Source organism: Clostridiales bacterium FE2011, from assembly GCA_017569305.1.
In the GTDB taxonomy this organism is placed as follows: Bacteria; Bacillota; Clostridia; order Christensenellales; family Aristaeellaceae; genus Aristaeella.
In genome coordinates this window covers 2,421,690-2,441,451 of record CP069418.1, presented here as the reverse complement: position 1 = coordinate 2,441,451, position 19,762 = coordinate 2,421,690, and the positions used below count along the sequence as shown (strand labels likewise).

16 protein-coding genes are annotated in these 19,762 nt (G+C 51.6%); 7 read left to right on the top strand and 9 right to left on the bottom strand.

What is annotated here, in order from left to right; translation table 11 throughout:
• Nucleotides 1-70: 70 nt before the first annotated feature.
• The 3 genes from JRC49_11020 to JRC49_11010 all read right to left on the bottom strand — a co-directional run bounded on the left by JRC49_11020 (nt 71) and on the right by JRC49_11010 (nt 3,730).
• The gene (locus tag JRC49_11020; GenBank protein QTE70329.1) at nt 71-1,084 is read right to left on the bottom strand and encodes a hypothetical protein; all 1,014 of its coding nucleotides are present in this window, start codon (nt 1,082-1,084) and stop codon (nt 71-73) included.
• Between the two features lie 712 nt (nt 1,085-1,796).
• Complete coding sequence (locus JRC49_11015) at nt 1,797-3,032, bottom strand: HAMP domain-containing histidine kinase (protein QTE70328.1); 1,236 nt, start codon at nt 3,030-3,032, stop codon at nt 1,797-1,799.
• Nucleotides 3,029-3,730, bottom strand: a complete 702-nt coding sequence (locus tag JRC49_11010; GenBank protein ID QTE70327.1) for a response regulator transcription factor — start codon at nt 3,728-3,730, stop codon at nt 3,029-3,031. Before JRC49_11010 ends, JRC49_11015 begins: the two co-directional genes overlap by 4 nt.
• A 385-nt stretch (nt 3,731-4,115) precedes the next feature.
• Between JRC49_11010 and JRC49_11005 the strand changes: the two genes are divergently transcribed.
• A complete protein-coding gene (locus JRC49_11005; protein QTE70326.1) occupies nt 4,116-5,531 on the top strand; it encodes an amidophosphoribosyltransferase in 1,416 nt (471 codons plus the stop codon).
• 138 nt (nt 5,532-5,669) lie between these two features.
• Here the strand turns inward: JRC49_11005 and JRC49_11000 are convergent, their stop codons facing one another.
• Nucleotides 5,670-6,467, bottom strand: coding sequence for an alpha/beta hydrolase (locus tag JRC49_11000; protein ID QTE70325.1), 798 nt, complete (start codon nt 6,465-6,467; stop codon nt 5,670-5,672).
• A 610-nt stretch (nt 6,468-7,077) separates the two neighbouring features.
• On the opposite strand from JRC49_11000, the gene JRC49_10995 reads away from it, so the two are divergent.
• From JRC49_10995 to JRC49_10975, 5 genes are all read left to right on the top strand, one after another.
• Nucleotides 7,078-8,028, top strand: coding sequence for an ABC transporter substrate-binding protein (locus JRC49_10995; protein QTE70324.1), 951 nt, complete (start codon nt 7,078-7,080; stop codon nt 8,026-8,028).
• A gap of 393 nt (nt 8,029-8,421) precedes the next feature.
• Nucleotides 8,422-9,366, top strand: coding sequence for an ABC transporter permease (locus tag JRC49_10990; GenBank protein QTE70323.1), 945 nt, complete (start codon nt 8,422-8,424; stop codon nt 9,364-9,366).
• Between the two features lie 4 nt (nt 9,367-9,370).
• On the top strand, nt 9,371-10,165 hold the full coding sequence (locus JRC49_10985; GenBank protein ID QTE72866.1) for an ABC transporter ATP-binding protein: 795 nt from the start codon (nt 9,371-9,373) through the stop codon (nt 10,163-10,165).
• A 233-nt stretch (nt 10,166-10,398) separates the two neighbouring features.
• The gene (locus JRC49_10980; protein ID QTE70322.1) at nt 10,399-11,433 is read left to right on the top strand and encodes a 3-deoxy-7-phosphoheptulonate synthase; all 1,035 of its coding nucleotides are present in this window, start codon (nt 10,399-10,401) and stop codon (nt 11,431-11,433) included.
• A gap of 521 nt (nt 11,434-11,954) precedes the next feature.
• The gene (locus JRC49_10975) at nt 11,955-12,128 is read left to right on the top strand and encodes a hypothetical protein (GenBank protein ID QTE70321.1); all 174 of its coding nucleotides are present in this window, start codon (nt 11,955-11,957) and stop codon (nt 12,126-12,128) included.
• A 340-nt stretch (nt 12,129-12,468) separates the two neighbouring features.
• Here the strand turns inward: JRC49_10975 and JRC49_10970 are convergent, their stop codons facing one another.
• The 3 genes from JRC49_10970 to JRC49_10960 form a co-directional block, all read right to left on the bottom strand.
• Entirely contained in the window at nt 12,469-12,831 is a 363-nt protein-coding gene (locus JRC49_10970) for a hypothetical protein (protein ID QTE70320.1), read from the bottom strand.
• 490 nt (nt 12,832-13,321) lie between these two features.
• On the bottom strand, nt 13,322-13,852 hold the full coding sequence (locus JRC49_10965; GenBank protein QTE70319.1) for a hypothetical protein: 531 nt from the start codon (nt 13,850-13,852) through the stop codon (nt 13,322-13,324).
• A gap of 351 nt (nt 13,853-14,203) precedes the next feature.
• Entirely contained in the window at nt 14,204-14,737 is a 534-nt protein-coding gene (locus JRC49_10960; protein QTE70318.1) for a hypothetical protein, read from the bottom strand.
• 237 nt (nt 14,738-14,974) lie between these two features.
• Here JRC49_10960 and JRC49_10955 point away from each other — a divergent pair, with 237 nt between their 5' ends.
• Nucleotides 14,975-15,964, top strand: a complete 990-nt coding sequence (locus tag JRC49_10955) for a WYL domain-containing protein (GenBank protein QTE70317.1) — start codon at nt 14,975-14,977, stop codon at nt 15,962-15,964.
• Between the two features lie 14 nt (nt 15,965-15,978).
• On the opposite strand, the gene JRC49_10950 is transcribed toward JRC49_10955, so the two are convergent.
• Both JRC49_10950 and JRC49_10945 read right to left on the bottom strand, forming a co-directional pair.
• Complete coding sequence (locus tag JRC49_10950) at nt 15,979-16,641, bottom strand: hypothetical protein (GenBank protein ID QTE70316.1); 663 nt, start codon at nt 16,639-16,641, stop codon at nt 15,979-15,981.
• A 1-nt stretch (nt 16,642) separates the two neighbouring features.
• Entirely contained in the window at nt 16,643-19,762 is a 3,120-nt protein-coding gene (locus tag JRC49_10945) for a hypothetical protein (GenBank protein ID QTE70315.1), read from the bottom strand.

Below are 19,762 nucleotides of genomic sequence, written 5' to 3'. Positions count from 1 at the left end.
GCTTCATTGCAGAAGCTGTTTTATCCACCATTTTTAAGTTTTCAGTTTTCAGTTTTAAGTATTAATTAATTTAGAACGCTTGTACCCTTTTCCCATCCACAATACTGTACGTCTCCCTGAACTTCCCCGTCCCTGTTCCCTGCCCTTCAATCTGCCAGCAGGGGAACGCCCTGGCGTCCAGCGCGTTGCTGTCCATCAGGTTATAGTCATACGCGATGTTGATCTTGCTGATCTCATAGGATTCGCCGCTCTTCCCGCAATGGGAAGCGGAGAACACCCGAAGGGCGTCCGTCCAGCACACGCCGGCCGGCAGCTCATAATCATCGTTGATGTGGTCGATCACCTTGTCCAGTTCCAGCAGTGCCGTTTCCTTTTCCGTCAGGGCAATCCTGACCTGCGGGGTTCCCAGGGATTTGATTCCGTTCAGCTCCTGCCGGAAGGCCAGGTACCATACGCCGATCTCTTCCGGGAAAGCGTCAAAGCATACCGGCTCTTTCTCTTTATAGAACTGCTTCATCCCATCAGTCATATTGGAGATGGAATCGGAAGGCAGGGCGACGGCCTGGTCCAGCACCAGGTTATCAATATGCAGCGTTTTGAAAATCGTCTCGCAACGGGCTATCGCGTTCTCCAGCGGGTACGGGGCATTCGCCTGTTTCGCCGGAGCGATGTTCGCGTTGTCCATGTAGTTCAGCAGCTGCCGATAGCACTCAAAATCCTTGTTCCCGTACTCCAGCGTGGTATTGCAGGGGATCGTAAGCACCGCGTCGTCCGCAAACCGGAAGCGGTTCACTTCCCGTCCGTCCGGGGTCGGCAGTTCCTCTGTCGCAGTCACCTTGGCATAGTTGAAGTATTCCGGGGTATAGGCCTGCATATTCCGGAAAGTGATGGTATAGGAGGACAGTTCCTCATACCGGTCATCGATCACAATCTCATCCGCGGTCCGGATATTCTCCGGGATCGGCGTCGGCAGGCTCTCCTCTGCCCTGGCCGCGTAACCGCCGGGCAGCAGAAAAAGGACAGCCGCAAGGGCGGCAAGCCCCCTGAATCGGATACGGCAAAAGCTTCTCTTCTTCTGACACATAGCCGTTTTCCCTCCGGAATAAACTGGTTACAACACTTACATGTATGGATATTGCAATTGTAACCATGTGTCAAAAGCCCGTCAAGTGACCATGTCTCTTTCAGCCCTTTTGAATATAGTACTTTGTCTGTATTTTGGTTCATCTCTACGTCATCCGACTTGTATTATTAATTACATTCAATTTCATCGGAAATCGTTTACGAGTTACTTGAGCGCCATCTACGCAAGCTCACTTTTACCCATGTAACTGTTTTTCAATCAAAAATCGCTTTCGATAATTCGAAAGTGATTTGTCCACCATTTTTCAGTTTTAAGTATTAATTAACCGCCCGCAGGCGCGGGAAAGGAAAAGGATGAAATCCTTCCTTTCCCTTCCTTGAGAAATGTCATCCTGGGGTTCGAAGCGCCCGGAGAAAGAGCCAGTGGCTCTTTCTCAGCGGAGAACGGGGCGAACCGTCTGCAACCGCCAGTGGCGGATGCTTTGCAGGCGGTGAGGTCAACTGAAACGAGCGATCTGTCTGGGAGACAGTCGCGACGATTGAAGTTGCGGGTATCAGCCCCGGGGTAGCGAAGCGGAGGGGTACGGAGTGAAACGAAGGGAGCGCAGCCGAAGGATCTAGTTTTAAGTTTTAAGTAAAAGAAAACCTCCTCCCTCCTACTTCCTACCTCCTACCTTATAAACGAAAGCGACAGGCTTTCCTGTCGCTTTCGTTTAAATCTCCACGCTCACCCTGAACGTATGTTCATCCGGATAATCAATCACCAGTTTCCCTTTATGCTTTTCCACGATCCTTTTCACTGCCGCCAGACCAATTCCGGAGCCGCCGCTCTTCTGGGTGCGGGCGCTGTCGCCCCGCACAAACCGCTGGGTCAGTTTTTCCGGTTTCTCCGTCGGCAGGCTGGTCACGGAATTTGCCAGCACAATCCGGTTCTTTTTCTTCTCCGGTTTCACCTCCAGGCGGATGGTTCCGCCTTCCGGCGTATACTGCACCGCGTTATCCATCAGCAGGCAGAACATCCTCCGGATCAGGTTCTCGGAGCCCTGCACCGGCGGTGTTTCCTCCAGCGCGGTTTCCCCGGTGATACCCTTCTGCTTCAGCGACGGCTGGTATTCGTGCCAGATCTCCTCTGTCATTGCCGTCAGCTCGATATTGTCCAGCGCCTGTTCGTTCTGTTCCTCGTCCAGCCGGGCCATCATGATCAGGTCCTGCACCAGGTGCTCCATCCGGTCCACCTGGGCCCGGATGTTATCGCTCCACTTGTTCTTGCCTTCCCGCAGCTCCAGCACGTCCAGGTTCGCCCGGGCGATGGCCACCGGTGTCTTCAGGTCGTGCCCCGCGTCGGTGATAAACTGCCGCTGCTGCTCCGTGTTGCGCACGAAGATTTCCGCCATCCGGCCAGAGACCGGGAACAGCACGATGATCAGCAGCAGGAAGATCCCGATGCCCACCATGCCCGCGTTCTTCAGCATGTCAAAGAGCATGTGCAGCTGGATGGAATTATCCACCAGGATAATCGTTCCGGATCCGTCCTCATTCCGCCGGATGCCGAATTTATAGGATCCGACCTTGCCCTTCTCGACGTTCTTCTTCACGGCGTCCATCACGTACTCCTGTACGCTGATGTCCGCGTCCTCCGCGATGCCGCGCCTGTTGATCTGGTCCAGTTCCCCTTCCGGGGTAAAGGTAATCTCATAAAAGCCCGAGGGCATGTTCCGTCTTCCGGGGTTGTAGCCGAACATGGCCGGCGGCGCGTCCTGCATAAACCGGCGTCCACCTTCGCCTTCGTTTTCCTCCCGGGGCTCCAGCCTGGAGTCGATAAAGGAATCCGTGCTTCTTTCCATCGCCTGGTAGCTGATAAACCAGATCGCTCCCACGGTCAGCACCAGGATGATCAGGAAGGACAGCATGGCGCTGAGCATGATCCGGCTGCGGTAATATCTTTTCATTCAATGACCTCCAGCGCGTATCCCACGCCGCGCTTCGACCGGATTTCCGCCCGGGATCCCAGGGACTCCAGCTTCTTCCGCAGTCCGGAGATGTGCACCCACACCGTGCCGTATTCCACGTCCGCGTCCATGCCCCAGACCCGGTCCAGCAGCGTATCCGCAGAGAAATAGATATGCGGGTTCCGGATGAAGAGCTCAATCAGGTGGTATTCCCTGTGGCTCAGGGACACGGTCTTGTCCCCGCAGCGGATGGCATAGCCGTTCTTGTCCAGCGCCAGGTCTTCAAAGGTAACCTGTTCTCCCTGGTAGCTCTGTCCTCCGCGCCGGGTCAGCGCGTCCACCCGCACCCGCAGTTCCTCCATGGCAAAGGGCTTGGTCAGGTAGTCATCGCTTCCGCTTTCAAACCCCTGCACCTTGTCCCGGATTTCGCCCTTGGCGGTCAAAAGCAGCACCGGCGTGACGTCGCCTTCTCCCCGCAGGGTGCGCAGCACCGTCAGCCCGTCCATGCCCGGCATCATGATATCCAGGATCAGGACGTCATAAGCGCCCATCCGCGCCCGTTCCAGCGCGTCGATTCCATTGTTCGCCCAGTCCACCTCATAGTGGTGATATTCAAGATAATCAACAACCGCCTCGGCCATAGCCTCCTCGTCTTCCGCCAGCAGAAGCCGCATCCGCATCGCCTCCCTTTTCCCCATTATATCAAAGCCATTATGCATTTCCAACCTTAAGCCTGCCTTAAGCAGCCTTAAGGCACGCTTACACTCTTCACTCTACACTTTTCACTCAACACTTGCGGCGGGAACAGTGACAGAAGGGACAGACTTTCAGTCACATTTTCTTCGAAAACAGTGACAGACAGTCAGTCCCCCTTGTCACATTCCCGTTTCTGCTTAGCGATGCCTCCACTTCCTATTTCCTACTTTCTACCTCCTACCTCCTACCTGCCGCGCAGCGGCACACCTCCTACCTCATCTTGACAGCTCTGCTGTCAAGATGTACAATCCCCTCATCAAAGGGACAAAGGCGTCCTTCAGTTTATGCTGAAGGACGTCTTTCTCTTTTTTCGGAGGTTCCTGCCTTATGCATGAGGAATGCGGCGTATTCGGCATCTGGTCTCCCGTCAAGCGTGCTGTCCCCCGGGATGTGTACCTCGGGCTCTACGCCCTGCAGCACCGGGGACAGGAAAGCTGCGGCATCGCGGTTTCCTGTGACGGCGTCTTCCATCACCTGAAGGGCGACGGCCTGGTGGGTGAGGTCTTCGACCGTGCCGGCCTGGACCGCCTGGGCGAGGGCAATATCGCCGTGGGCCACGTCCGCTATTCCACTACCGGCGGAAAGAACCACAACAACATCCAGCCCATTGTCATCAGCCATATGAAGGGCAACATGGCCCTTGCTCATAACGGCAACCTGGTCAATGCCCGTTCTCTCCGCTCCCAGCATGAGCTCTGCGGCGGCATCTTCCACGGAACCGCCGATACCGAAACCATTGTCTATACCATCGTCTCCGAGCGCCTGAAGGTCACCGCCACGGCGGAAGCCGTCTACCGCACCATGCAGCAGCTTCAGGGTGCCTATTCCTGTACCCTCATGACGGCCACCAAGCTCATCGCCTTCCGGGATCCCAACGGTTTCCGTCCCCTCTGCTACGGCAAGACCGCGGACGGTGCCTGGGTGGTCTCCTCCGAATCCTGCGCCCTGGACGCTGTCGGGGCGAAGCTCATCCGGGATATCGATCCCGGGGAGATCATCGTCTTCGGCAAGGAAGGCGTGACTTCCGACCGCCGTCTCTGCGGGCAGCAGCGCTCCCTCTGCGTTTTTGAGTATATCTATTTTGCCCGGCCCGATTCCATCATCGAGGGCGTGCCGGTTCATCAGTCCCGGCTCCGCGCCGGCCATTTCCTGGCTAAGGAAAATCCGGTGGCCGCGGACGTGGTCATCGGCGTGCCGGACTCCGGCATCGACGCCGCCCTGGGGTATGCGCAGGAAAGCGGCATTCCCTACGGCGTGGGCTTCCTGAAGAACAAGTACATCGGCCGCAGCTTCATTGCCCCCAGCCAGGACATGCGGGAAACCGCCGTCCGCATCAAGCTGAACGTCATCGCGGAAACCGTCCGCGGCAAGCGGGTGGTCCTCATTGACGACTCCATTGTCCGCGGCACCACCAGCGAGCGCATCGTCCGCCTCCTGCGGGAAGCCGGAGCAAAGGAAGTCCATATGCGCATCTCTTCCCCGCCCTTCCGCTATCCCTGTTTCTTCGGCACGGACGTGGATTCACAGGAAAACCTGATCGCCTGCCGCCTGAACAATGTGGACGAGATTGCCAAAGAGATCGGTGCTGATTCCCTGGCCTACCTCTCCGTGGACGCCGCCCACCGCCTCGCCGGGGATACCGGCTGCACCTTCTGCGACGGCTGTTTCACCGGCCAGTATCCCATTGACATTCCCGAGGAGCAGGGCAAAAGCAAATTCGAGCAGCCTATCCAAGAGGAATAACAAAAGAAGGCATACGCCTTCTTTTTTATTTCTCTTGCACTCTACACTCTTCACTCTTCACTGATGTGACAGCAGGGACAGGCTTACTGTCATCATTCCAAAGGAACGTGACAGTTGGTCTGTCCCTCTGTCACATCCTCACTTCAAAAACTTCTCCGCCGCGCGGATCAGTTTTTTCCTCGCTTCTTTCGCGTTTTTCGTCCACCGCATAGTGTCAAACCCGTGGATGTTTCCGTGGAAGATGTCCACGTGGGCATCGATGCCGGCGGCCTTCAGGTTTTCCACGTAGGTGATTGTTTCATCCCGGAAGGGTTCCCCGTCTTCCACAAAGGTATAGCAGGGCGGAAGATTCGCGTAGTTCGTCTCCCGTGAAGGCGAGGCATAGGGCGGCACGTCGTCCGTGCCGTACAGCTCCCGCAGGTAGGTGTGCCATCCCCAGTGGTTCCGGCGCGTTCCCCAGCCGTGGGAATGGCTGTGCCGGGAAGACTCCGTGTCATTACAGTCCAGCATGGGGTAAAGCGGAATCTGGAAGGAGATCGGGACGTTTCCCTTATCCCGGGCATAGATGCAGACCGCCGCGGCCAGGCCGCCGCCGGCGCTTTCCCCGCCGACCACGATCCGGTTCTTGTCCACACCCAGCTCCTCCGCGTTGTTGTACAGATATTCAAGTGCCGCCCAGCAGTCCTCCAGCGCCGCCGGATAAGGATGCTTCATTGCCCGCCGGTAGTCCGGGGAAATCAGCACCGCGCCGTAGTGTTTCGCCAGCAGGCTGCCCGCCGTCACAAAAACCATGGCCGGCACGCCCGTCACGTATCCGCCGCCGTGGATCCACAGAATCCCCGGCACCGGCTTCTCCTGCTTTTCCGGCCGCAGGATGAGTATCTTCATCCTGCCTCCCGGGGTCTCAATCCTGCGTACGGTCCGTTTCAGTTTCATGTCCGGCCTCCATTGTCCTCAGTTGCCTGATTATACCATTAATTGGGAGAAAAGCATATGGCTGGGATTGAGAAGTTCCGATCATTCATTCAAAGGATGACGGAGTCATCCCTCCGCCATTTTTAAGTTTTCAGTTTTAAGTTTTAAGTATTAATTAAAAGAGAACCTCCTACCTCCTACCTCCTACCTCCTCCCTGTTAATCCTCTTGTTCTCCGTCTGTACTTTCCGTATGGATTGCTTGACAGTCCTTATGTACGGAAATTATAATACCGCAAAAGCGATGATCAAGGCGAGTAGCCGGATCATGGCGGTGTCCAGAGAGCCCCGTGTATGCTGAAAGCGGGGAGACCGCCGGTCGGTGAAATTCCCCTTGTAGCTTCCCGTTGAAACCAGTATGGCAAGTAGGCGGTGACGGAATGCGGCCGTTATCTTCCGCAGGATGGATGTTAGTCCGTCCCTGAGGCCGCAATGGCGCGGCGAACCAAGGTGGTACCACGATGAGTAATCGTCCTTCGGAAGGGTCCGGAGGATTTTTTATTTCCCGCTTTTCCCTCCCCCAAGGGGAGAAAAGATACACGATCCCGATTTGATTTTTAAGGAGGGTTCCCCATGAAAAAGGTTGTTTCCCTGCTGCTTGCCCTGTCCCTGATCCTTGGCGTATGCGCCTTCGCGTCCGCTGACGACAAGACCTATAACGTCGGTATTCTTCAGCTGATCCAGCATCCCGCGCTGGACGCCGCTACCCAGGGCTTTAAGGACGCCCTGACTGAAAAGCTGGGCGACAAGGTTTCCTTTGATGAAGGCAACGCTTCCGGCGACGCCAACAACTGTGCCCAGATCGCCGGCCAGCTGGTTTCCAAGCAGGTGGACCTGATCATGGCCAACGCCACTCCCGCCATGCTCGCCTGCGCCACCGCCACCGCGGACATCCCGGTGCTGGCCACCTCCATCACCAACTATGAATCCGCCATGGAAATTGAGCTCACCGAAGACGGTGCCACCGGCCTGAACGTCTCCGGCACCAGCGACCTGGCTCCCCTGGACGGCCAGGCTGCCATGATCCAGGAGCTGTTCCCGGAAGCCAAGACCGTGGGTCTGCTCTACTGCAACGCCGAGCCCAACTCCATCTTCCAGATCAAGACCATCGAGGGCTACCTGACCGCCATGGGCCTGGAGTGCAAGCGCTACGGCTTCAATGACTCCAACGACCTGGCCTCCGTCGCCCAGACCGCGACCGAGTGCGACGTCATCTACATCCCCACCGATAACACCGCCGCCGGCAATACCGAAGCCATTGCCAACGTGGTGATCCCCGCCAAGACCCCGGTTGTCGCCGGTGAGGAAGGCATCTGCGCCGGCTGCGGCGTCGCCACCCTGACCATCTCCTACTATGACATCGGCTACAAGACCGGTGAAATGGCCTATGACATCCTGGTGAACGGCGCTGACATCGCGGCCATGCCCATTGCCTATGCGCCCCAGTTCACCAAGAAGTACAATGCCGCCAACGCCGCCGAGCTTGGTGTCACCATCCCCGAAGGCTATCTGCCGATCGAGTAATCCCTGCGCAAGGATTCATCCGCAGCGCAGCAGCGGCAAGAGTGTGACTGCTGGGGACTGAACCACTGTCACTGTTTTCGAAGAAAATGTGACTGTGGGTCTGTCCCCCTGTCACTGCTCTTGCCGTAGGCTATCAACAACTCCACCCCTTCTTCAACCCGAGGAAGGGGTTCGAGTGTTCTTTTCCCTCTGTCATATTCCGCCCAGCGTGAACGCCGCGCTGTCCCTATTGCGTTCCCGAACGTGGACGGGCCGGGAGATTTCTCGACTCCCTTCGGTCGCTCGAAATGACAACGTAGGCGTTGCGGTTTACTCATACTTTATGTATCCGCAAAAAAATAATTCTGAATTATGAATTATGAATTATGAATTCTGATTTACCGGAGGTTTCCCTTGAACATTGCACAGCTACTTAACCAGCTTCCCGGCGCCGTGGCCCAGGGTCTCATCTGGGGCATCATGGCCATCGGGGTCTACATCACCTTCCGCATCCTGGATATCGCGGACCTGACGGTGGACGGCTCTTTCGCCACCGGCGGTGCCGTCGCGGCCATCCTGATCACCAGCGGCGTCAATCCCTGGCTGGCCACCCTCATCGCCCTTGTGGTGGGTATGCTGGCCGGTGCGGTCACCGGCGTCTTCCATACCTCCATGGGCATCCCGGCCATCCTCGCCGGTATCCTGACCCAGCTTGCCCTCTATTCCGTCAACCTGCGGATCCAGGGCATCGGTACGGATCTCGGCTCCCGGGCCAACGTGCCTATGAGCATCAACAAGTATAAGAACATGCTGGTGTCCCTGCGCAACGTCGGCCACATGGCGCTGGATAATCCCATCTGGCTGATGCTCCTTCTGACCCTCGTGCTCATCGCCATCATGTACTGGTTCTTCGGCACGGAATACGGCTGCAGCCTCCGGGCCGTGGGTTCCAACCAGCAGATGGCCCGGGCCCAGGGGATCAACACCAACACCGGCAAGCTCGTTGGCCTGATGATCAGCAACGGCCTGGTCGCCTTCTCCGGCGCCCTCATGGCCCAGTACCAGGGCTTCGCGGATGTGTCCATGGGCCGGGGCGCCATCGTCATCGGCCTGGCGGCCGTCATCATCGGCGAGGTGATCTTCGGCAAGCTCTTTAGGAACTTCGCCCTGAAGCTCCTGGCCGTTTCCCTGGGCGCCATCATCTATTACCTGGTCATCCAGGTGGTGCTGTGGCTGGGCCTGAACACCGACGACCTGAAGCTGCTCACCGCGCTGGTCGTGGCCGTCTTCCTGGCCATGCCCTACTGGAAAGACCGCATTCTCACCCGGAAGCTGAAGGGAGGGAAACACCATGGCTGATGAAATGCTCGTGCTCAAAGACCTGCGGAAAACCTTCAACCCCGGCACCGTCATGCGCAAGATGGCGCTGGCTGGTGTGGACCTGACCCTGAACAAGGGCGATTTCATTACGGTCATCGGCGGCAACGGTGCCGGCAAGAGCACCATGCTCAACGCCATCGCCGGTACCTTCCAGATTGATAACGGCACCATCACCCTCGGCGGACGGGATATCACCCACCTGCCGGAGCACAAGCGGGCCGCCCTCCTGGGCCGCGTCTTCCAGGATCCCATGACCGGCACCGCCGCCTCCATGAACATTGAGGAAAACCTGGCCCTTGCCTACCGCCGGGGACAGCGCCGCGGCCTGGGCTGGGGCATCTCCGCAAAGGAGCGGATCCTGTATAAGGAAAAGCTGGCCACCCTGGATCTGGGCCTGGAGACCCGTATGTCCAGCAAGGTGGGCCTCCTGTCCGGCGGACAGCGCCAGGCCCTGACCCTGCTCATGGCCACCCTCCAGAAGCCGGAGCTCCTGCTCCTGGACGAGCACACCGCCGCCCTGGACCCCAAGACCGCGGAGAAGGTCCTGCGCCTCACCCGCCACCTGATCGAGGAAAACAACCTCACCGCCCTCATGGTCACCCATAACATGAAGGACGCCCTGGCCCTCGGCAACCGCACCATCATGATGCACGAAGGCAAGGTCATCCTGGACCTGAACGCGGAAGAGAAACAGCACATGACCGTCGAGGATCTCCTCGCCCAATTCGAAAAAGCTTCCGGCCGTGAGCTGGTTAATGACAGAATGCTGCTGACCTAAAGTCAGCAGCAACTCTACACTCTACACTCTTCACTTTTCACTCTTCACTCATCACTCAACACTGATGTGACAGCGGGGACAGTTCCCTACTGTCACATCTCTTCACTCCTACTTCCTACCTCCTACCTGCCGCGAAGCGGCATTCCCTCCTACCTGCCGCGAAGCGGCATTCCCTCCTACCTGCCGCGAAGCGGCATACCCTCCTACTTCAAACGAATGAGGTGTTCCACCGAATGAGTGCCCCCATGGAATTTGTCCGCAAAATGCCCCTTCCCCAGGAGATCAAGCGGGATTACCCTGCCGATATCACCATTCAGGAAATCAAGGAGAACCGCGACCGGGAAATCTCCGATGTCCTGACCGGCAAGGATTCCCGTATGCTGCTCCTCATCGGCCCCTGCTCCGCGGACCGGGAAGACGCTGTCCTGGAATATATGTCCCGCCTCACGGAAGTGAACCATGAGGTCTGCGAAAAGCTCCTCATTGTTCCCCGGGTTTATACCAATAAGCCCCGCACCAAAGGCGTGGGCTACAAGGGCATGCTCCACCAGCCGGATCCGGAAAAGAAAGAAGATATGCTGGCCGGCATCATCGCCATCCGCCAGCTCCATATGCGGGTCATCCGGGAAACCGGCTTCACCTGTGCGGAAGAAATGCTCTATCCCGCCAACTTCAGCTATCTCTCCGACCTGTTAGGCTATGTGGCCGTCGGCGCCCGCTCCGTGGAAAACCAGGAGCACCGCCTGGTGGCCAGCGGCCTGGGCATCGCCGTGGGCATGAAGAACCCCACCGCCGGGGATATCACCGTGATGATGAACTCCATTGCCGCGGCCCAGAGCCCCCAGGAATTCATCTACCGGAACTGGGAAGTCAGCACCACAGGCAATCCCCTGGCCCACGCCATCCTGCGGGGCTATGTGGACAGTTTCGGCCGTTCCCATCCCAATTACCATTATGAGAACCTCCGGAACCTGCTGCAGCTCTACCGGCAGTCCGACCTGGAAAACCCTGCCGTCATTGTGGATACCAACCACAACAACTCCGGCAAGGAATACCTGGAGCAGATCCGCATCTGCAAGGACGTCATGCACAGCCGCTCCCTCAACCCGGAAATCTCCACCCTGGTCAAAGGCCTCATGGTGGAATCCTACCTGGAGGACGGCGCCCAGAAGGTGGGCGGCGGCGTCTACGGCCAGTCCATCACCGACCCCTGCCTGGGCTGGGAAAAGAGCCGCGAGCTCATCTTCCGCCTGGCGGAGCTGGTGTAAAACCCATACAGAAATCAAAAGCAACCGTCACCGGTTGCTTTTTTCATACTTCAAGCTAGCAAGCGGCAGGAGCGTGACCGCGGGGGAGCGAGGGAAGCGGTGCCACAGTGTGGCATTTGCCGAAGGCAAAAGCGACCCGAACGAGTCATCCGAAACAAGCAGTGCGACCGCTCCAAGGGAGCAATGCGCTGATTGAGGATGCGGATCTGTCATCATTCTCGAAGAAAATGTGACTGAGTGTCTGTCCCCCTGTAATGCTCCTGCCGCCACATACCCCGCCGCAGCGATAATGTCATCTCGACCAAGCCCGCCTGCGGGCGCGTGGAGAGATCTCCCCCGCCACGCGGATCATTTTTAAGTTTTAAGTTTTAAGTCTTAAGTATTAATTTTAGGTATTTATTCCTCCCTCCCCGTAACATTATCCCTCCATATTCCTCCCCTGTCGTTCTGTATTCGCTCATCCGGACACGCTACAATAAACGCGTACCAGATAAAAGCTGCAAACAAGGGAGGTAATCCTCATGAAAGATCTGGCCATGTTCTTCAAGTATGCAATGGTATTCCTCGTCGCCTGGGGCTATCCGATTCTGCTGATTATCCTGGCACGCACTAACCCCCAACTGTTTCCGTCTGTGCTGATCAGCTCACTCCTGACCGCCCTTTATTACATCCGGAGTCACAGCAAGAAAGCGTAACGACAGTTTTCTTCCTGCGGCCTCAGCCGCACCTCCTACCTGCCGCTATGCGGCATACCATCCTCCCTTTCGAAAATTCTCCAGAATTTTCGAATTGTACTGCCATTGTATTTTTCCCCCCGTATAAAAAGATGTCGGTCGTGAAACACGCAACCGACACCAATCATCTCCCACACGGCCGAAGTAATGCGATATGCTGCAGGCCGTGGGAAATGTTCATATAGAGCCGCCAGGCACAGACACCGATCCAGTACAAGGCCGAAGAAACGCAATGAGCTGCAGGCCAGGAAATCCGTGGATCGGTCCCCACCGAAATCAAGCAACCAACCGGTTGCTTTTTTCATTCTTCCTTTTCGCCAAAGATCTCTTTCGTAATGTCTTCCCACCCCTTTATGTCCGGCTCCTGACGCATCCGGATCATCCAGCGCAGCCAGTCCGCCGCTTCCCATTTATTCATTTTCCTTCTGTACATCCGCATACCTTCCGGCCTGTCAATCCGAATCTCACCATTCAGAAACCTTCCGTCCCGGCACAGCTGGAAAAACACCAGCCCCTGCTGTGTATCAGGACGATTTTTCGCGTTCTGGAATTCAAATATCACAAACTCATCCGGCTTATCCTCCAAAGCACGGATCAGCTTTATAAACAGCGCTTCCTGTTTTTCCGTCGGTTCCGTATCTATAAGGTTTATCTCGCAACCCATTCCCATACCAGTCACCCGCTTTCCCGGCTGCAGCCTTAGCCACATCATTTTTCAGTTTTAAGTCTTAAGTTTTCAGTATTAATTGGCCGCTTTGCGGCATCTATTCCCTCCTACTTCCTAACTCCTACCTCAGTCATCGTCTTCATCATCCCATATGACCATTTCCTCCATAAACTCCCCGTCATCTTCCTTAGTTCCTGTAAACTTAGTCCCGCAATTTGGACAAACCATATAATCTTTCCAGAATCGTGCCTTGCACACAGGGCACTTATACTCATCATCCTTCATATAATGGGGAATATACACTCGCTCAGCGGTTGACGGGACGGAAGCAGATTTATTCTTCCCCTTGCTTTTCTCTGAATCTGTACCCTGTTTCTTTCCCTTTCCGCCCAAGAGCAGCACAAAAAGAACGATCGCGATGAGAATCCAGAGATCTCGTGACATTTAACTCACCCCTAAGCAGCAATGCCATTAGCAGAACCAGCCTTTAGTCCCACATGATAATATCTTCGATCCATAACCGTTCTTTGCACCTGGGACAGGTAACTACTGTACTCCCATCATTCTCATCACGAGCATTATTATCCATCAGTTCATTATCTGTGATAGGTTTCATCGGTTTTCCGCATTTTTCACACAGATTCCCGTAATCATAAAACTGATAAGTCCCTTCATCCTCCAGTTCCATCGGAGAAACATAATCTTCCTCCTCAAAAGGCATCGCCACGCTCCATCTTCCATGTTCCTTGCGTGGCATTTCCGGATTCCGGATATACATGGACAGATCCATTCCACATGTTAATTTGCCGCATTCCTCACACTGCAGAAATACAGTCTCCGCCTTCAATGCCCCATCCGGATGCTCCTCAAGGAACCTTTGAATCCTTTTGCCAAGCTTTCCTTCCCTAGCCGCCCTCATCGTTTCCTGATAGGCCTTTGGGAAAAAGAAACCAACCCCCAGGTTCCCGCTGATCTTATATCCACATTTCTTGCAGCCCAATGTATAACCCGTACCCATACAAAAAGTCCTCCATAGGTTCAGGCAGTATATGCAATTATCTTTCACTCACAACATGCATATTATACCATCTACCAGACGGACCCGTCCACGGCAGAAAAAAGAACAAGAAATTCTATTGTTTCTCCATTTGGCAACATAGTTTTGTTACAAAACCGTAGAAACTACTATTTCTATCCAATGCTATATCAAATGTATATAGTGTGCAATGTTCGACTTTATACACTTCATTGATAACAATTCTCAATACGCAAAACAAAATGGTTTCAGCTTTTGATTGCTGAAACCACCTTGTCAAGTTCTGCAATGCGTTACCTATATGACAATCAGGTAGCGCCCTCAAAAACTATTTTATTGCGTAGGAGGTACAGTGTAAGTGAATGTTTTTCTCTCGCCACACGCGCATTTCTTGACAACAATACGTTTGCCATTTTTTGTAGTAGATGATACAACATTTGTAAACGAATGACCTATTTTTACACTCCTATCCACCAGATAATTGTCCCATCCCTCATGACCGCATTGACATCTTTTTAACACATTATACATTCTGTAATGATATTGGGAATCAATTCTTGATGCACCGACATAATCTCTTCTTACTTCTGTATTATGTACATGATATTCATCCTTAGACCAATCTCGATATGGTTCGGCACATACATTCCAATCACCGCACGCACATCTCTCAATGTGATAATAGTGTTGTCTGTGGAAGGTTTCATTACCATAGTTTTCTGCGTAATAGGGCACACTATCTTGAGATGGTGCATAATGATGATATCCATCTTCATGTACCGGACACTTCGATGATACTGCCAACGCCATCGGAACAATAACGGTCAAACATAGCATCAATGCAAGCATAACACCCAGTTTTTTCATAATTTACCCTCCTGTAATATTTTATTGTCATCGACGACATGAAAATTGTATTATAAGTACGCATTATTTGCAATACGTTACATGCTATTTTTTACAACATTGCAATGTAACACAGCTTATCTATGAAATACAACTTGCCAAGCCTGCCGCAATTTACAGCTCATTGTCTTTTTCCACACAATTCTGTTGTTTTCTTTTTCCTACCCATGAAATAAGGCAAAGGAACAATATGCATATATGGATACCAAAGAAAGAGTCCTGGTGCTTCTTCAATACCTGAGGAACAATACGGATGAGGACACCGCAGTCAGCGCCGCCAACATCCGGCAGATGTTCAGGGATAAAGGTGAAAGCGTCTCCCTTCCTACCCTCCGCGACGATGTTGCCAGCCTGCAGAAAGCCGGCTGCGATATCGACATCAGCGAAGAAAAAGGGATCGGCATTTTCTATAAATACCTGAGCCGGGAATGGTCCATGCCGGAACTCCAGGTATTGGTGGACGCCGTATCTGCCGCCCAATTCATCCCACAGGCCAGGAGCAAGGAACTGATCCGGAAGCTGTCCACCATGGCGGGGCCTTCCCATACCAAAGATCTGGTTCCCCAGATCATGGTTTCGGAACATGTGAAAGCCAAAAACAAAAATATGATCTATTCCGTCCAGGCCATCCGGAAAGCCATTGACCGGGACAGAAAAATCACCTTCCGATACCTTCAGTACAACACAGATAAAAAACAGGTGCCGAAACATCTCGGCATCCTGGAAGAACAATATGTTGTTTCCCCTTACGCCACCGTCTGGAACGATGACCGTTATTACCTGGTCGGCTATTCAGACAAACGCAGACAAGTCACGGTATTCCGGATCGACCGGATGGAAGTTCCGAAGCAACTTACGAAAAAGCGTGTCCCTCCGCCCGAAGACTTTGATGTCCGGGACTACACCGACAAAGTTTTCCGCATGTACGGCGGTCCGGAGGAAAAAGTCACTCTCCGTTGCAAACTGGATATCCTTGATCAGGTCATAGACCGCTTCGGTGATCAGATAGAACTCAAGAACATCACCAGAAACCATTTCGTCATCGACGTCCCAGTCGGTCTCAGCACCACCTTCTACGCCTGGGTCTTCCAGTTCGTAGGTCAGATGAACATCCTCTCCCCCGAACACGTCCGGGAAGCCTATGCCGGATATCTGGAAGAAGCCCTGGATGATGTATTAGGAGAATGATACATATTGTCTCATCACAACGATATCTTTAGTTTTTGTTCCATATGATGTTCTTTTATCCATTTCCAAATCTCATCATTGAGTTCTGAAACAGTGGCCTCATTATTTGAAACACGCTGTAAAAAGGCCATCACATTATCAGATCCACTTACACTATTCGTAATATTCGAAGCATATTTCAAAGCTTTTGCATATTGTATAACTGCATCTTTTGTTGTTGGCATTATTGATGCATTTAGACGAAGTGTTGACACTATATTCGAAACATCGTCCGCTTTATCCGAAAACTTGCCAAGTTGCATCAGCAAACTAATGCTAGAATTCGCTCTATCTTCTACTGCACAACGCCATTTATCATTCTCTGTTTTTTTATATTCTGACACAAACGTCTTTAATTTTTGACCACTATCACCGACATCTTCACGTTCCTCAACATCATCCCTCAACTGAATAAGACGGCTCTTGAGTTCTTGTTTTTTATCTGTAGATAGTCCTGCTTCTTGAAACAATATTTCTGAAGTAGCAACACTAATCTCTATTTGGCTAATAAGTTCTTGTATTGCTTTATTCACAATATCCAAAGACTGTACATACTGTTTTGATCCATATATGCTTTCCTGTCTGCTTTTATACTTTGCCAGAGTTTTTTTTGTTTCATTTATTTTCTCTAAGAACATCTTATTTCACCTCCTCATTCAGCCGCTTAACTAGTTCATCAATAAGATCAATTGTCTTATCAGCCTCTTCTGCTGTTGGATCATCTACAACTGAAGCTCTCAGAAGTGCTTCGTATTTTGTTTTTTGTTGATCCGCAAACATCTGTAATTTGTCGAATGCCTTTTGTGCTCTTCGAAGATAGATTTCAATTGGATCAGAAGAAAAGAACATTAACAAGCTTGAATACTGACCGTCTGCACACACAACCTCACCATTCTTCATAATAGCTGCAATCGTATCAGCGCTATTCTTTACCCATCTGATTTCGTTTTCCAACTCCCGATCGAAACTAATACCATACAATCCATTGCAATCTTTCAAAAATGAGAGTGCTTCTTCTGCTATATCCCTCCATGATTCGCCATCTTTGGGACGATCAACATATTCTTTCATCGTTTCAGATATTGCAAAAAAGCTTTCCTTCTCCAACTCCAAAACAGTCTTTACCTTTGGCATGTATTCTTGCAGGAGCGCAAACGGCGTTTCAATTTTACTGTTCCTGTCATCATATTTCTTTCCTTCAAGACGCGATGAAAAATCCCAATGATTAGCAGCCATTGTATTAAATGCGCTATCCGCCACAGTTCTCCAAACCAGCACATTGTCAGAACTCGTCTGAGCTTCACCGGTCACAGCTTTAATGACACGAGTCAGTATTTCCTTGTTTCCATCAAACCTGGCAGTCTCAGCCTTATTTTTCCAGGAAGCGCTCAATTTACCCCACTCACCAGAACGACTTCCATCCCTATCCTTTTCGAGCAGCGACACATTCTTCCTGTACAGTTTACCTCTAAGTTGTACTTCCGTTCGATCAAAACCGCCCATTACACCCAAATACATATATTCCGCAGCCATGGATGCCATCAGCAATTCCTGCAAACCACCAATCCGTTCTTTATCAATAATCTTGCTGACAATAACCTTTTTGTTTTTCTCCAGCCAAACAGCTATCTTTAATTGATATAACGCACTCTCTTCAAATTCCCAATTTTTCAGATATCTTCTGTATGCCAGACCTCTCAACACGTTAGCCGTCTCATCAGACCTATCCATAGCTAACAGTGCCGTCTTTCTGGAAGGATTCTTTTCCTTCTGACCTTCAATATAAATGCTCTTGTTATCCTTCAGATACAGTTCTTTGAAAAAAGTCGGCACTCCTTCCATTGGCCACACAACCGCTTCTTTCAGAAAATCTGCAATATCTTTTCTCCTGTTTTCAGAATACAATAATGTCCTTTTATCATCATGGAGCCACTGATCAATATCATTCAGCTCATTCTGCAACTGCTTTGGTAATTCTTTTATTACTGGAGGCACTATGACTTCTTCCCCAGAATCACCACCTCCTTGACTGACTTCAAGGCCTTCCAAACTACCCGGTTTAAAGAATGGATATTTCATAGAAAGGATGAAATCCACAGGCAAACCAGCCAGTTTTGTTCCCTTTTCATCCCGAGTCATGGTCCCATCGCCCCAGAAGCACAGTAATGCCCTGAAAGCCTCTTTGGCATCTTTATCTGCAGCTTTTGTCATCTCATTGAAATCAGATGAATAGGCTTCCGTCGTAAATCTGTAACTTTCAGAGCCAATAGCTTCAGACGAAACCGACGGAAATAATTCCTCATTTAACCGATTTCGAAGATAAGCTTTCGTTTGTTCCCTAACTACAGCCTTTAAAAAGTTACGCGGTGTCCTTTGCGGCTCATCAATACGCAAAAACAACTGCCAAAGAGATCTTTTTGTAAAGGGGAACAATGTAAAATACTCTTGGCCCACCTTCACCTTGTCCCATTTATAAGATGGCTCTTCAATTCTATAAGGAATTGCCTCCGGATCGGCGCCTCCCTGCATCCACTCCTGAATTTCTTCCCGTGTCATAAAAAACGCATTCAAATACCGAGCCGTTATAGAGCATAATGCATCCTGAGAATCAAATGTTTTTTTACCAATTAACACTTGATGGGTAACACGATCTTTGAAATTGTCCTTAAAATTCTCATCATAATATGCATTAGTTATGCCAATAACTGAAGTAACACGGCACATATCAGTATATTCGCCAGTATGCTCCGTAGACAGGACAGTAATCAGTTCCGAATCAATTCCGGTAAACATAGTCATGTCTTCTATAAATACAGTCAGATTTTTCCCTTGTTTTTTCAGATCCTTGCGTAGATCAGTCATAATCTGCCGGATATTACCTACACCGATCTGCGAAATACGCTGAATGACCATTTTCGAATAACGGTTTAATAGATTCGCTAGTTTATCACATTCCTGATTCCTGTTTTTATTCAATTTGCTGAGCGCAACGCTAATATTTGTTACCGACATATAAGGCATCATCTTCATCATGAAGCCCTTATCTCGTGCAAATTTAAAATCCTCTGGCAGGAAACGAGGAGAGGCTGTCAACACATCATGCTGTGGTCTAGTTAAATATTCATAATAACGTAAGACAGGACCCTGTTCTGCCATCAATTCTTCTCGAACAGGTGCGCTACGGAAAAACTCTACAAAACTGCTTAAATCAAGTTTGCTGAAAATGCTATTACCACCACTCTTGCCCTCTGCCTCTAATTCAGAAATGAAAGAGTCAAGTATTGTATCCATCATCTGTTGTTTCTGCAACGTAACCGCTTTTTGAACAAACGATTCCATCTGCATTTTCAACTGAAGATCAGTAACAACTCCCTGTTTCAAAAGCTGCTCAACAGCTCCACGCAACGTATTGTCTATACGTCGAATGGAAACAACCATTTCATCATCACGATTTAGGCGCTTCAATTCATTGCTCATCCTGGCTTGAAGCCAGCGAATCAGATGAGACTTGCCAGTACCATTATTCCCTTTAACAATTATAAAACGATGTTGATTTTCCTCATTCCAGACGATGGTTTTATAAACATCTTCCTCACTCATCGCCTTAGCTTTATCATCATCATGTCCCGTCCTTGTGACCTCAAGATTTTCAAACGGCATATGCGTGATCAGAAAATCACCCTGATCCGCCGCCATGACATTGATCTGATATACTTCATCAATATGTTTACTAACACGCTTGTAATCAATATTACCCAT

Bases quoted from the DNA above. Each gene is read 5' to 3' on its own strand.
- JRC49_10985 (QTE72866.1), top strand. From the start codon at position 9,371: ATGCTCGTGCTCAAAGACCTGCGGAAAACCTTCAACCCCGGCACCGTC.
- JRC49_10970 (QTE70320.1), bottom strand. From the start codon at position 12,831: ATGGGTTGCGAGATAAACCTTATAGATACGGAACCGACGGAAAAACAG.
- JRC49_10965 (QTE70319.1), bottom strand. From the start codon at position 13,852: ATGGGTACGGGTTATACATTGGGCTGCAAGAAATGTGGATATAAGATC.
- JRC49_11010 (QTE70327.1), bottom strand. From the start codon at position 3,730: ATGGGGAAAAGGGAGGCGATGCGGATGCGGCTTCTGCTGGCGGAAGAC.
- JRC49_11005 (QTE70326.1), top strand. From the start codon at position 4,116: ATGCATGAGGAATGCGGCGTATTCGGCATCTGGTCTCCCGTCAAGCGT.
- JRC49_10975 (QTE70321.1), top strand. From the start codon at position 11,955: ATGAAAGATCTGGCCATGTTCTTCAAGTATGCAATGGTATTCCTCGTC.
- JRC49_10960 (QTE70318.1), bottom strand. From the start codon at position 14,737: ATGAAAAAACTGGGTGTTATGCTTGCATTGATGCTATGTTTGACCGTT.
- JRC49_10945 (QTE70315.1), bottom strand. From the start codon at position 19,762: ATGGGTAATATTGATTACAAGCGTGTTAGTAAACATATTGATGAAGTA.
- JRC49_10955 (QTE70317.1), top strand. From the start codon at position 14,975: ATGGATACCAAAGAAAGAGTCCTGGTGCTTCTTCAATACCTGAGGAAC.
- JRC49_11000 (QTE70325.1), bottom strand. From the start codon at position 6,467: ATGAAACTGAAACGGACCGTACGCAGGATTGAGACCCCGGGAGGCAGG.
- JRC49_11020 (QTE70329.1), bottom strand. From the start codon at position 1,084: ATGTGTCAGAAGAAGAGAAGCTTTTGCCGTATCCGATTCAGGGGGCTT.
- JRC49_10995 (QTE70324.1), top strand. From the start codon at position 7,078: ATGAAAAAGGTTGTTTCCCTGCTGCTTGCCCTGTCCCTGATCCTTGGC.
- JRC49_10980 (QTE70322.1), top strand. From the start codon at position 10,399: ATGAGTGCCCCCATGGAATTTGTCCGCAAAATGCCCCTTCCCCAGGAG.
- JRC49_11015 (QTE70328.1), bottom strand. From the start codon at position 3,032: ATGAAAAGATATTACCGCAGCCGGATCATGCTCAGCGCCATGCTGTCC.
- JRC49_10950 (QTE70316.1), bottom strand. From the start codon at position 16,641: ATGTTCTTAGAGAAAATAAATGAAACAAAAAAAACTCTGGCAAAGTAT.